Source organism: Streptomyces sp. SID4985 (genome assembly GCF_009863025.1).
In the GTDB taxonomy this organism is placed as follows: Bacteria; Actinomycetota; Actinomycetes; order Streptomycetales; family Streptomycetaceae; genus Streptomyces.
Map to the genome: position 1 here is coordinate 1 of NZ_WWIR01000712.1, position 12,313 is coordinate 12,313.

Sequence of the window (12,313 nt, forward strand, 5' to 3'; positions counted from 1 at the left end):
AGCATCCGCAGCAGCCGCGCCCGCGCGCCCTCGGCACGGGCCCGGTTGTGCCAGGTGACCACCAGCGGGGTGGTACGGCCGCCGAGCGCGAGCACGGTACGCAGGGAGGCGTGCAGGCCGTGCGCGTGGACCAGGTCGGCGTCCGCGCAGGCCGCCCGCAGCGCGGCCACGGCCGCCGGGTCGCCGCTGCGCGGCACGGGCAGGTGCTCGGCGCCGGTCCCGCTGAAGTCGTAGGTGTGGTCGGCCTCGGCCGGGGCGCACACGGTGACCCGTACCCCGCGCGCGACCAGGCCCGCCGCCAGGGAGCGCACATGCGCGCTGCTGCCCGCGTTGCCTCCGCCGAGCACCTGGACGGTGCGCAGCGGCGACTGGCCGGGCGGTGCGGTGCTGCTCACGGGGCTCACGGGGCCGGCTCCTGATTCGGCGGGCATTCACGAAGGGACGTACAGACGGTAGCGGTCGTCGGCGCCGCGAGGAGCTGTCGCGCCCCTTCCGCTCCCGCCGCCTTCCCCCTCAAGGATGCCAGGAGCCAAGGCCGTTCCGGCAATCGCCGGTCAGCGCGGACCCCGGCGGACAGAGGCAACACACAGGCGCATATCACCCGTCCGGGTGAGCCGACCGAACCGTGCTGCCGACGGCTCCCAGCCCCCGCGCCCAGTCGCTCACCCGGTCCCCGTACACCGTGGCGGCCACGACGGCGACGGCGTGCGCGAGCAGCCCCGCGCGCCCGTTGGCCGCCACCACGGCGGTCCCGAGCGCGGCCCCCAGGGCGTGCGCCCCGGTGTCCCCGATCATCGCGCGCTCCCCCAGATCCTCGGGCAGCACGGCCGCCGCCCCACCCACGGCGGCCGCCGCCAGCACGCCACCGGTTCCACCCCGCACCACCCCGGGCAGTCCCAGCGCGAGCACCGCCGAGGCGGCCCGCGCGGGGCGCACGTCGAGCAGGTTCACGGTGTGCGCGGCCCCCGCGATCACCACGCCCGCCAGCAGCCGGTCCAGCGGGCGCTGCTTGAGGAACGCCCCGGCCACCAGTGCGGCGGCCGTGATGCCGAACAACTTCACCGCTCCGGAGGTGACTTCGCCCTCGCGCAACGCGCCCAGGTGGGCCCGGAAGCCCCGGCGCGGATCACCGGCCCCGGCGATGTCGTCGTACGCCCCGCAGGCACCGGCGGCGAACACCGCGAGCCCGGCGGCGGGATGGACGCGCGCGGCGGCGAGGGCGGTGGCGGCGGCACAGGCGGGGCCGCAGTACAGCTCCACGGTCCGGCCCGCGTGGTTCTTCCGCTGCCAGCGGCCCGCGCCGCCGGGGGCGAGGGCGCGCAGGGCGGCCGTGGCGCCCCGGGTGAGGAGGGCGGCCGCCGTGAAGGTGGTCGTGCGGGTGGTCATCCGGCCACTCCAGAAGGGAGTTGAGGTGCCCCCGCCCGGCAGGGGCACCCTGGTCCTACGCCTCTCCGCGTGCCGTCGCCAGCAGTTCTTCCGCGTGGGCCCGCGCAGTCTCGGAGTCCTCCTGGCCCGCGAGCATCCGGGAGAGTTCGCGGACGCGGTCCTCGCCCTCCAGGATCTTGACGCCGGAGCGGGTGACCGAGCCGTCGTTGGTCTTCTCCACCAGGAGCTGGCGGTCGGCGAAGGCGGCGACCTGGGGGAGGTGGGTGACGACGACGACCTGGGCGGTGCGGGCGAGCTTCGCGAGGCGGCGGCCGATCTCGACGGCCGCCTTGCCGCCGACTCCGGCGTCGACCTCGTCGAAGAGGTAGGTGGGTACCGGGTCGGTGCCCGCGAAGACGACCTCCACGGCGAGCATCACGCGGGACAGCTCACCACCGGAGGCGCCCTTGGCGATGGGCCGGGGCGGGGCGCCCGGGTGCGGGGCGAGGAGCAGTTCGACCTCGTCCACGCCGGAGGGGCCGTACGCCACCGTGCGCTCCCCGGACTCGACGCCGTCGGGGTCCTCGGTCTGCCGAATATCGAAGGACACCCGGGCGTGGGGCATGGCGAGGGAGGCCAGCTCGGCGGTGACGGCGGCCGCGAAGCGCTCGGCGGCCTCGGTGCGTGCCTTGGTCAACTGCTCGGCCAGCGCGCCCAGTTCGGTGCGCAGCTCGTCGCGCTCGGCGGTCAGTTCGGTGATCCGCTCGTCGTCGCCGTCCAGCTCGGTCAGCCGGGCGGCGCTCTGCTCGGCCCAGGCGAGCACGGCGGCGATGTCCGCGCCGTACTTGCGGGTCAGGGCGTTCAGCGCGGCCCGGCGCTCCTCCACGGCCGACAGCCGCAGCGGATCGGCGTCCAGGTCGTCGGCGTATCCGGCCAGCTCGCCGGCCACGTCCCCGGCGAGGATGCCGATCTCGCCGATGCGGTCCGCGAGCGCGGCCAGCGCCGGGTCGTGCGAGCGGACCGCCTCCAGGGCCCGGTGGGCACCGGCGATCAGCGTGGCCGCGTCGATGCCCTCGGGGTCCTCGGGGTTCCCGGCGAGGGCCGCGTGCGCGACGGTCGCGGCGGAGGACAGCGCCTCGGCGTGCCCGAGCCGCTCGGCCTCCTCGGCCAGCTCCACGTCCTCCCCGGCACGCGGCTCCACGGCCGCGATCTCGTCCAGGCCGAAGCGCAGCATGTCGGCTTCCTGGGCGCGCTCGCGGGCGCGGGTGACGATCTCGTCCAGCTCGGTGCTCACCGCGCGCAGCCGCTTGTAGGCGTCCGTGTACGCGGCCAGCGGCACCGCGACCGACTCGCCCGCGTACCGGTCGAGCGCGCCGCGCTGCCGGTTCGCCTTGAGCAGGCCCTGCTGGTCGGTCTGCCCGTGCACGGCCACCAGCTCGTCGGCCAGCTCGGCGAGCAGCCCGACGGGGACGCTGCGGCCGCCGAGGTACGCCCGGGAGCGGCCCTCGGCGGAGATGGTGCGGCTGATCAGCAGGGCGCCGTCGTCCAGCTCGGCCCCGGCCTCCTCGGCCCGTACGACGGCCGAGGCGTCGGCGGGTACGGCGATCCGCCCCTCCACCACCGCCCGGCCCGCGCCGAGCCGGACCAACGCCGGGTCGGCGCGCCCGCCGAGCAGCAGCCCCAGGCTGGTGACGACCATGGTCTTGCCCGCACCCGTCTCACCGGTGACAGCGGTGAACCCGGGTGACAGCTCGACCACGGCGTCGTCGATGACCCCGAGCGACCGTATGCGCATCTCCTCCAACACGGAACAGACCATACGAGGTCCGGGGCGGGATGCGCACACAGGCCGCCCATGTCACTCGGTGGTGTGGTCCTGCCGGGCCCCGCGCCAGCCCGTGGTGGGCAGGGCGAACTTCGCCACGAGGCGGTCGGTGAAGGACGCGTGGTGCAGCCGGGCCAGGCGGACCGGGACGGCCCCGCGCCGGACCTCGACCCGGGCGCCGGGCGGCAGCTCGATGGTGCGGCGGCCGTCGCACCACAGCACGCCCGGCGGCACGTGCGGCAGCACCTCCACGGCGAGCACCGAGTCCGGCGAGGTGACCAGCGGCTTGGCGAACAGCGCGTGGGCGCTGATCGGCACCATGAGCAGCGCCTCCACCTCGGGCCACACCACGGGGCCTCCGGCGGAGAACGCGTAGGCGGTGGACCCGGTGGGCGTGGAGAGCACGATGCCGTCGCAGCCGAAGGCGGTGACCGGGCGGCCGTCGATCTCCAGGACCACCTCGAGCATCTTCTCGGCGGAGACCTTCTGGACGGCGGCCTCGTTCAGCGCCCAGTCGGTGTGCACGATGTCACCGTTGCGGTGCACGACCACGTCGATGGTCATGCGCTCCTCGACCTCGTAGGAGCGGGCCACCACCCGGTCCACGACCCGGTCCAGGTCGTCCCGCTCGGCCTCGGCGAGGAAGCCGACGCTGCCGAGGTTGACGCCGAGCATCGGCACCCCGGAGGCACGGGAGAACTCGGCGCCGCGCAGCAGCGTGCCGTCGCCGCCGAGGACGATCAGCAGCTCGCAGCCGTCCAGGGAATGCGGTGCCGCCTCCGTGACGAGTTCGACCTCGCCCGGCAGCGGCATGTCGCGCGCCTCCTCCTCCAGCACCCGCACGCCTATCCCGTGCGAGAGCAGCCCCTTCACCACGAGTTCCGCGCTGCGGATCGCAGCCGGACGCCCGGTGTGGGCGAGCAGGAAAACAGTTCGCGCTCGGTTCTGTGTCAACGCGGCCCCTCCGCCACTGCACGATCGACGTCGGCCGGGTCCAGTTCGGGTGCACCGGACTTCAGCCAGAGAAAGTACTCGACATTGCCCGAGGGGCCCGGCAGCGGACTCGCGGTCACTCCTCGCACCCCGAGCCCCAGCTCCCAGGCCTTCTCGGCCACCCCGCGCACGGCCTCCGCCCGCAGTTGCGGACTCCGTACGACTCCCCCGCTGCCCAGCCGTTCCTTGCCCACTTCGAACTGCGGCTTGACCATCATCACCAGATCGGCGTCCGGCGTCACGCACCGCTTGAGGGCGGGCAGCACCAGCCCCAGCGGAATGAAGGACAGATCGCCCACCACCAGGTCGACAGGCTTCCCGTCGATGGCATCGAGCGTCAACTCCCGTACGTTCGTACGGTCCTTGACGGTGACGCGTTCATCGCTCTGCAGGGACCAGGCGAGCTGGCCGTAGCCGACGTCCACGGCGACGACGTGCGCGGCGCCCGCGCGCAGCAGGACGTCGGTGAAGCCGCCGGTGGAGGCGCCCGCGTCCAGCGCGCGGCGCCCTTCGACGACGAGCCCCTCGGGGACGAACGCGGCGAGCGCGCCCGCGAGCTTGTGGCCGCCCCGGGAGACGTACTCGGGGTCGCCGTCGTCGGACTGGACCACGATGGCGGCCGCGGTCTCGACCTGGGTGGCCGGTTTGGTCGCCACGGTCTTGCCCACGCTGACCCGCCCGGCGGCGATCAGCTGGCTCGCGTGCTCGCGCGAGCGCGCCAGCTTCCGGCGGACCAGTTCGGCGTCCAGACGGCGGCGTGCGACTCCAGCCACGTTCGGTTCAGCTCCTGACTTCTCAACGGCGTTTTCGGATCTAGCGGGCGTCGAGCGCGCTCAGCGCGTCGCGCAGCCCCGCGTGTACATCCTCGTACACCGCGAGGTGTCCGTCGGCCGTGAGGCGGTCGGCGTCGGCCATCCGTGCCAGGCGGGCGTCCACGTCCGGGTCGCCGGTGGGGGTGCGGGGGACGTTCAGCGGGGCCGGGGCCTCGGGTTCGTACCCGGTGTCGTGTTCGGTGGCGCCCTGCGGCTCGGCGGCGGACTCGCTCATGCCCAGACGCTACCGCGAACGGCTGGGGTACCGTCGTGCGCGATGGCCACGATCGAGCAGTGCCGCGCCGCACTGGAGAAGCTTTCGGACAACATGCTGGGCGCCGAGGGCGACGTGCGCGCCGCCGCAGCCCTGGACCGCTCGGTGAGCTGTCACATCACCGACCTGGACGTCACCTTCGCCGGCCGCATGACGGGCGGCCGGATCGAGGTGGACCGGACCCTGCCGGGTCCGCCGGGCGAGCGGGCGCAGATCCGGCTCGCCCTCACGGGCGACGACCTGGTGTCCCTTGTGGACGGCGAGCTGAACTTCGCGACCGCCTGGGGATCGGGCCGGGTACGCCTGGAGGCGAGCCTGCTGGATCTGTTCCGGCTGAGAAAGCTGCTGTGAAAACCGGCCTCCGGCTCAGGACGCCGTTGCCGCCTTCGCCGCCGGTCGGGCCTTGCGCGCGGCCGGGACCACCAGCGGGGTGCCGGTCTCGGGGTCGTCGATGACCTGGCAGCGCAGCCCGAAGACCTTCTCGACCAGCTCGGCGGTGACGATGTCGCCGGGGGCGCCCTCCGCGATGACCTCGCCGCCGCGCAGGGCGATGAGGTGGGTGGCGTAGCGGGCCGCGTGGTTGAGGTCGTGCAGCACGGCGACCAGGGTGCGGCCCTGGGTCTCGTGCAGCTCGGCGCACAGGTCGAGGACGTCGATCTGGTGCTGGATGTCGAGGTAGGTGGTCGGCTCGTCCAGGAGGAGCAGCGGGGTCTGCTGGGCGAGCGCCATGGCGATCCAGACGCGCTGGCGCTGGCCGCCGGACAGCTCGTCGACGTACCGGTCGGCCAGCTCGGCGACGCCGGTGCGGGCCATGGAGTCGGCGACGATCCGCTCGTCCTCGGCGGACCACTGGCGCAGGATGCCCTGGTGCGGGTAGCGGCCCCGGGCCACGAGGTCGGCGACGGTGATGCCGTCGGGCGCGATGGAGGACTGGGGCAGCAGTCCGAGCGTGCGGGCGACCTTCTTGGCGGGCATCGACTGGATGACCTGGCCGTCGAGCAGCACCCGGCCCTCGCTGGGCTTCAGCATCCGCGAGAGCGCCCGCAGCAGCGTGGACTTGCCGCACGCGTTGGGGCCGACGATCACGGTGAAGGAGTTGTCCGGTATCTCCACCGACAGCTTCTCCGCGATGACGCGCTGCTCGTAGGCGAGGGTGACGTTCTCGGCGGACAGGCGGTTCACAGTGCTCCTAGAAGTGTTCGTCGTCGTGCCGTCCGTGCGCGGGGCGCCGCTCATATCCGGCCCGCCCTGCGCTCGGTGACCAGCAGCCACAGCAGATAGGCGCCGCCGAGGACGCCGGTGACCACGCCGACGGGCAGCTGGTCGGCGCCGAAGACGCGCTGCGAGAGCCAGTCGGCGGTCACGAGCAGGGCGGCGCCCATGAAGAGGGAGGGCACCAGGTTGGGGCCGGGCGACCGGGTGAGCCGACGGGCGAGCTGCGGTGCGGTGAGCGCCACGAAGCCGACGGGTCCGGCGGCGGCGGTGGCACCGGCGGTGAGCAGCACGGCGGAGACCATCAGCACCAGGCGCACCCGCTGCACGCGCACCCCGAGCGCGTACGACACGTCGTCGCCCATCTCCATCATCCTCAGGCCCCGCCCGTTGGCGAGGACCAGCGGGACGAGGACCGCGCACATGCAGAGCAGGGGCCAGACCTGGGTCCAGTCCCGGCCGTCGAGCGAGCCGGTCATCCACACCACCGCGCGGGCGGCGTCCACGATGTCGGCCCTGGTGATCAGATAGCCGTTGACGGCGGTGAGGATCGCGGAGACGCCGATGCCGACCAGGACGAGCCGGTAGCCGTGCACGCCCTGCTTCCAGGCGAGCAGATAGATGGCGACGCCCGTGACCAGGCCGCCGACCAGCGCGCCGAGGGTCACGGCGGTGGCGCTGCCGGAGAACAGCACGATCACCACGAGGGCACCGGCGGTCGAGCCCTGGGAGAGGCCGAGCACGTCCGGGCTGCCCAGCGGATTGCGCGAGATCGACTGGAACAGGGCGCCGCCCAGGCCCAGCGAGCCGCCCACCAGCAGGGCGACGAGCAGCCTCGGCAGCCGCAGCTCGTTGACGATGAAGTCCTGGTACGCGTTGCCGTTCCCGGCGAGGGTCCGCAGCACGTCGATCGCCGGGATCTTCGCGTCGCCGGTGCCGATCAGGGCCACACCCGCGGCGAGCATGGCCACGATCAGCAGCAGGACGACGATCAGGGCGCGCGCGTCCACGCGCAGGGAGAGCCCGCCGGGGGTGCGTACCGCACGGCTCCGGGAGTGAGTCTTCACAGCTGGGCCGTCCTCCGGCGTCGTACGAGCATGATGAACAGCGGGCCGCCGATGATCGCGGTGACGATGCCCACCTGGAGTTCGGCGGGGCGCACGACGAGCCGCCCGATGATGTCCGCGCCGAGCAGCAGCACCGGCGACAGCACGGCGGCGTACGGCAGGATCCAGCGCAGGTCGGGCCCGGTGAAGGAGCGCACGACGTGCGGGACCATCAGGCCGACGAACACGATCGGACCGCAGGCGGCGGTCGCGGCGCCGCACAGCACGGTCGCGGCGAGCATGGCCAGGCCGCGGGTGCGGTGGAGGTTGGCGCCGAGCGCGCGGGCGGTGTCGTCGCCCATCTCCATGGCGTTCAGGGGCCGGGCCAGCGCGAGCGCGAGGACCATGCCCGCCGCGAGGAACGGCAGCACCTGGACGATGGTCCCGTTGGTGGCCGAGTCCAGCGAGCCGACCGTCCAGAACCGCATCCGGCCAAGCGCCGCGTCGTCGGAGATCATCACGGCCTGGAGGTAGCCGTACAGCGCGGCGCTGATCGCCGTACCGGCCAGCGCGAGCCGCACCGGTGTGGCGCCCCGGCTGCCGCCGAGGAACCACACCAGCGCGCCCACCACGGCGGCACCGGCGAACGCGAACCACACATAGCCGGTCAGCGAGGTCACACCGAAGAAGGTGATGGCCGTGACGACGGCGGCGGAGGCACCCGCGTTGATGCCGAGCAGACCGGGGTCGGCCAGCGGATTGCGGGTGACCGCCTGGAGCACGGCCCCGGAAAGCCCGAGCGCGGCCCCGGCCAGCAGGCCGAGGAGGGTGCGCGAGATCCGGGAGCCCACGACGGTGTCGCCGTACGTCCCCGTGTCGTGGAACAGGCCGTGCAGGACCTGGTCGGGTGACAGTGCTTTCGCGCCGATGGCGATGCTCGCCGCGGCGACGAACGCCAGGAGCACGACGGCGAGGAGGAGCCCGAGGGCCCGTACCGCGCGTCGCTTCGGGGGCGCGGGGGCGATTTCCGCGCGCGGTTCCGGAGGACTCTCGACCAACACGAGGTTAGGTTAGCCTATCCTCCAATGTGATCAAGTGACCGGTACGGGGCCCTCGTACGAGCCCGCATCAGCCGGGCTCCAAGACATACGCCGTGGTCAGAGCCCGAGCCGGGCCAGCGCCTTGCCTCCGTCCAGCGCGCACGCGCTCTCACCGGCCGCCGTCCAGGCCGCCGCGCACAGCGCCCGCAGCCCGTCGAGGGGCTCGCCGTCACCCGTCAGCTCCAGCCGCTCGGCCCCGGCCGTCGCCGTCCAGCCACCGCAGCGGAACCCGTCGCCCGCCTCCGTGACCTCCGGCTGCCCGGTGAGCAGTCCGCGCAGGTCGGCGTCCACATAGGTCGGCCGGTGCTGCGGCGGCGCGGCGAGCAGCAGGGCGCCGTCGGTGACGCCGGTCAGCACGAGCAGCGAGTCGACCTCGCCGTTGAACGCGCCCTCGATGTCGGTGTCCAGCCGGTCCCCGACCACCAGCGGCCGCTCGGCGCCGGTGCGCAGGATGGTCTCCTTGTGCATCGGGGGCAGCGGCTTGCCCGCCACCTGCGGCTCGGCACCGGTCGCGATGCGTACGACCTCCACGGCAGCGCCGTTGCCCGGGGCGATGCCCCGCCCGCTCGGGATGGTCAGGTCGGTGTTGGACGCGAACCACGGCAGCCCGCGCGCCACCGCGTACGACGCCTCCGCGAACCGCCCCCACGTCAGGTCCGGGCCGCCGTAGCCCTGCACCACGGCCACCGGGTCGTCGTCCGCCGACTCCACCGGCGTCAGCCCGCGCTCGCGCAGCGCCACCCGCAGCCCCTCACCGCCGATGACCAGCACCTTCGCCCCGGCGGGCACCTGCTCGCTGATCAGCCGGGCCACCGCCTGCGCGGAGGTGATCACATCACCGGCCCCGGTCGGTATGCCCAGCTCCGTGAGGTGTCCGGCGACCGTGTCCGGGGTGCGCAGCGCGTTGTTGGTGACGTACGCGAGGTGCATCCCCTCCTCGCGCGCGACCGCGAGCGAGTCCACGGCGTGCGCGATGGCCTCGCCACCCGCGTACACCACCCCGTCCAGATCGAGCAGCGCCGTGTCGTACGCCTCGCTCAGGGGCCGCCCACTGCCCTCGGGCCTCGTCCTGACGCTCTGGGTCATGCGGTATCGCTCCTCGTTCGACGCTCTTTCCCCCGATCATCCCCCACCGCCCCCGCACACGTACGATGCCGGGATGAACAACGCAGGTCACTCGGAAGCAACGGCGCCCCGAGGCCTGGAACTCACCCCGTTCCGAGGCCTTCGTTACGACCCCGAACGGGTCGGCAGCCTCGCCTCCGTCACCTCCCCGCCGTACGACGTGGTCGTACGCCCCGACGGCCTGCACCACCTCCAGGACGCCGACCCGCACAACATCGTCCGGCTGATCCTCCCGCAGGCCGAGACCCCCACCGTCCGCAACGGCCAGGCGGCCGGCACCCTGAGCCGCTGGCTCGCCGAGGGCGTCCTGACCGCCGACCCCGAGCCCGCGCTGTACGTGTACGAACAGCGCGACGTCGAGGGCCGGGTCCAGCGCGGCGTCATCGGCGCCCTGCGCGTCTCGGAACCCGAGGAGGGCGTCGTCCTCCCGCACGAGGACGTCATGCCCCCGGTGGTCGCCGACCGCGCGGCCCTGATGCGCGCCACCCGCGCCAATCTCGAACCCCTGCTCCTGACCTACCGCGGCAACGGCGCCACGGCCGAGGTCGTGGAGCGTACGGTCGCGCACGCGCCGCTGCTCGCCACCACCACCGAGGACGGCGTACGCCACCGCCTCTGGGCGGTCACCGAGCCCACAGACCTCGATGCCGTCCGCTCCGACCTGGCCGGACACCAGGCCCTCATCGCCGACGGCCACCACCGCTGGGCCACCTACCGGCTGCTCCGCGCGGAACATCCCTCGCCCAGTCCCTGGGACCACGGCCTGGTCCTGCTGGTCGACACCGTCCGCTATCCGCTGCGTGTCCGCGCGATCCACCGTCTGCTGCACGGCCTGCCGGTGGCGGACGCGCTGACGGCGGTGCGGGACCTGTTCCGGGTACGGCGCCTGGAGCTGCCACTGGCCGAGGCGCTGACGGAGCTGGCGGAGGCGGCCGCCGAGGGCAACGCCTTCCTGCTGGCCGGGGACGGCGCCTTCCATCTCCTGGACAAGCCGGACCCCGAGCTGCTGGCCCGCACGGTCCCGGCCGACCGCCCCGCCGCCTGGCGTTCCCTGGACGCGACCGTCCTGCACGCCACGCTCCTCGAGCACGTGTGGCACATCCCCGAGGACTCCCCCGCCCACATCGCCTACATCCACGACACGGCCGCCACGGTCGCGAAGGCCGAACGCAGCGGCGCCACGGCCGTCCTGCTGCACCCGGTCCGCGAGGACGTCGTACGGGAGCTGGCCCGCCAAGGGGTGACGATGCCCCGGAAGTCGACGTCGTTCGGCCCGAAACCGGCGTCGGGCCTGGTGCTGCGGGTGCTGGACATCTGAGGTCCCGGCCGCCTGCCGGCCGACCGGCTCCGGACATGAGTGAGGGGCGGAACCCGGCCGGGTTCCGCCCCTCACTCATGTGCTGTGGTCACCGCGTGACGCGTCAGTCCTCGTCGGTCTTCCGCACCGCGGGCTCGTCGTCCTCGTCGTCCTCGTCCTCGTCCTCGTCCTCAGCCGCGACGGCCGGGGCCTCGGTGACGGTCACGGTCTCCGTGACGGTGACGGTGACGTCGCCCTCGGCGTCGGCCTCGTCGTCGTTGAGGGCGTCGACGAACTCCACGCCGTCCAGCTCGGCGAGCCGGTCGGAGGCGTCGGTGCTGCCGTCGCGGTCGGCCTCGACGGCCTTGGCGAACCACTCGCGCGCCTCGGTCTCCCGGCCGGCGGCCAGCAGGGCGTCGGCGTAGGCGTACCGCAGCCGCGCGGTCCACGGCTGCACCGAGTTGGAGGCCAGCTCGGGGCTCTGGAGCGTCACGATCGCCGCGTCCAGCTGGTCCATGTCACGCCGGGCACCGGCGGCGACGAGACGCATCTCGACCTGACCGGCCTTGTCCAGCTTCTGCACCTCGGGGGCACCGGCCATGTCCAGCGTCTTCTCCGGACGGCCCAGACCACGCTCGCAGTCGGCCATCACGGGCCACAGGTCCGTGTTGCCGGTCATCCGCCGCGCGGCCCGGAACTCGGCCAGGGCCTCGGAGTACTTCTGGTTCGCGTACGCCGCGAAACCGGCCGCCTCACGGACGGCGGCGACACGGGACGCCAGACGCAGGGCCACCCGGGAGTAGCCGTAGGCACCCTCGGGGTCCTCGTCGATGAGCCGGGCGACCATCACCAGGTTGCGCGCGACGTCCTCGGCGAGCGTCTTCGGCAGGCTCTGGAGCTCCTGCCGCACGTCCTTGTCGACCTCGTCACCGGTGACGTCCTCGGGGATCGGCAGCCGCTTGATCGGCTCCCGGTCGCGGTCGCGGTCCCGGTCACGGTCGTCCCGCCCCCGGAAACCACCACGCCGGTCGTCCCCACCACGCCGGTCGTCCCGACCCCGGAACCCACCGCTGGACGGACGTCCACCACGGTCGTCCCGACGGGGGTACGACGGACGGTCCCCGCCCCGGTCGTCACGGCCCCGGAAACCACCACGGTCGCCACCACGGTCATCGCGGCGGTCGTCACGACGGTCGTCGCGGCGGAAACCACCACGGTCGTCATCGCGACGCGGGTACGAGGGACGGTCGCTGCCACGGTCGTC

At 73.6% G+C, this 12,313-nt stretch carries 13 protein-coding genes; 2 read left to right on the forward strand and 11 right to left on the reverse strand.

Annotated elements, in window-relative coordinates:
• From GTW40_RS31485 to GTW40_RS31510, 6 genes are all read right to left on the reverse strand, one after another.
• Positions 1–404 (reverse strand): glycosyltransferase (locus GTW40_RS31485; protein ID WP_161183541.1); only part of this gene is annotated, 404 nt, incomplete at its 3' end.
• A 193-nt stretch (positions 405–597) separates the two neighbouring features.
• Positions 598–1,386 (reverse strand): hypothetical protein, encoded by a 789-nt coding sequence (locus GTW40_RS31490; protein ID WP_161183542.1) that lies wholly within the window; start codon positions 1,384–1,386, stop codon positions 598–600.
• Positions 1,387–1,441: 55 nt separating this feature from the next.
• Positions 1,442–3,184, reverse strand: coding sequence for a DNA repair protein RecN (recN, locus tag GTW40_RS31495; protein ID WP_202486673.1), 1,743 nt, complete (start codon positions 3,182–3,184; stop codon positions 1,442–1,444).
• Between the two features lie 39 nt (positions 3,185–3,223).
• Positions 3,224–4,144, reverse strand: a complete 921-nt coding sequence (locus tag GTW40_RS31500) for an NAD kinase (protein ID WP_161183543.1) — start codon at positions 4,142–4,144, stop codon at positions 3,224–3,226.
• Positions 4,141–4,956, reverse strand: a complete 816-nt coding sequence (locus GTW40_RS31505) for a TlyA family RNA methyltransferase (RefSeq protein ID WP_161183544.1) — start codon at positions 4,954–4,956, stop codon at positions 4,141–4,143. The genes GTW40_RS31500 and GTW40_RS31505 overlap by 4 nt, the downstream gene beginning before the upstream one ends.
• A gap of 40 nt (positions 4,957–4,996) precedes the next feature.
• Positions 4,997–5,230, reverse strand: coding sequence for a hypothetical protein (locus GTW40_RS31510; RefSeq protein ID WP_161183545.1), 234 nt, complete (start codon positions 5,228–5,230; stop codon positions 4,997–4,999).
• A gap of 42 nt (positions 5,231–5,272) precedes the next feature.
• On the opposite strand from GTW40_RS31510, the gene GTW40_RS31515 reads away from it, so the two are divergent.
• Positions 5,273–5,620, forward strand: coding sequence for a sterol-binding protein (locus GTW40_RS31515; RefSeq protein ID WP_161183546.1), 348 nt, complete (start codon positions 5,273–5,275; stop codon positions 5,618–5,620).
• Between the two features lie 15 nt (positions 5,621–5,635).
• Here GTW40_RS31515 and GTW40_RS31520 read toward each other — a convergent pair whose 3' ends face one another.
• The 4 genes from GTW40_RS31520 to GTW40_RS31535 all read right to left on the reverse strand — a co-directional run bounded on the left by GTW40_RS31520 (position 5,636) and on the right by GTW40_RS31535 (position 9,713).
• Positions 5,636–6,505, reverse strand: coding sequence for an ABC transporter ATP-binding protein (locus tag GTW40_RS31520; RefSeq protein WP_161183547.1), 870 nt, complete (start codon positions 6,503–6,505; stop codon positions 5,636–5,638).
• Positions 6,502–7,548, reverse strand: coding sequence for an iron chelate uptake ABC transporter family permease subunit (locus GTW40_RS31525; RefSeq protein ID WP_161183548.1), 1,047 nt, complete (start codon positions 7,546–7,548; stop codon positions 6,502–6,504). Before GTW40_RS31525 ends, GTW40_RS31520 begins: the two co-directional genes overlap by 4 nt.
• Complete coding sequence (locus GTW40_RS31530) at positions 7,545–8,588, reverse strand: iron chelate uptake ABC transporter family permease subunit (protein ID WP_161183549.1); 1,044 nt, start codon at positions 8,586–8,588, stop codon at positions 7,545–7,547. The genes GTW40_RS31525 and GTW40_RS31530 overlap by 4 nt, the downstream gene beginning before the upstream one ends.
• A gap of 96 nt (positions 8,589–8,684) precedes the next feature.
• A complete protein-coding gene (locus GTW40_RS31535) occupies positions 8,685–9,713 on the reverse strand; it encodes an HAD hydrolase-like protein (RefSeq protein WP_161183550.1) in 1,029 nt (342 codons plus the stop codon).
• A gap of 73 nt (positions 9,714–9,786) precedes the next feature.
• On the opposite strand from GTW40_RS31535, the gene GTW40_RS31540 reads away from it, so the two are divergent.
• The gene (locus GTW40_RS31540; RefSeq protein WP_161183551.1) at positions 9,787–11,070 is read left to right on the forward strand and encodes a DUF1015 domain-containing protein; all 1,284 of its coding nucleotides are present in this window, start codon (positions 9,787–9,789) and stop codon (positions 11,068–11,070) included.
• Positions 11,071–11,173: 103 nt separating this feature from the next.
• On the opposite strand, the gene GTW40_RS31545 is transcribed toward GTW40_RS31540, so the two are convergent.
• Positions 11,174–11,959 carry a tetratricopeptide repeat protein gene (locus tag GTW40_RS31545; RefSeq protein ID WP_161183553.1) on the reverse strand — a complete coding sequence of 262 codons (786 nt, stop codon included), beginning with the start codon at positions 11,957–11,959 and terminating at the stop codon, positions 11,174–11,176.
• Positions 11,960–12,313: the final 354 nt, after the last annotated feature.

What these genes read in the sequence shown, in the direction of transcription:
- GTW40_RS31510 (WP_161183545.1), bottom strand. Translation starts at nt 5,230, where the DNA reads ATGAGCGAGTCCGCCGCCGAGCCGCAGGGCGCCACCGAACACGACACC.
- GTW40_RS31540 (WP_161183551.1), top strand. Translation starts at nt 9,787, where the DNA reads ATGAACAACGCAGGTCACTCGGAAGCAACGGCGCCCCGAGGCCTGGAA.
- GTW40_RS31490 (WP_161183542.1), bottom strand. Translation starts at nt 1,386, where the DNA reads ATGACCACCCGCACGACCACCTTCACGGCGGCCGCCCTCCTCACCCGG.
- GTW40_RS31535 (WP_161183550.1), bottom strand. Translation starts at nt 9,713, where the DNA reads ATGACCCAGAGCGTCAGGACGAGGCCCGAGGGCAGTGGGCGGCCCCTG.
- GTW40_RS31515 (WP_161183546.1), top strand. Translation starts at nt 5,273, where the DNA reads ATGGCCACGATCGAGCAGTGCCGCGCCGCACTGGAGAAGCTTTCGGAC.
- recN (WP_202486673.1), bottom strand. Translation starts at nt 3,184, where the DNA reads ATGGTCTGTTCCGTGTTGGAGGAGATGCGCATACGGTCGCTCGGGGTC.
- GTW40_RS31520 (WP_161183547.1), bottom strand. Translation starts at nt 6,505, where the DNA reads ATGAGCGGCGCCCCGCGCACGGACGGCACGACGACGAACACTTCTAGG.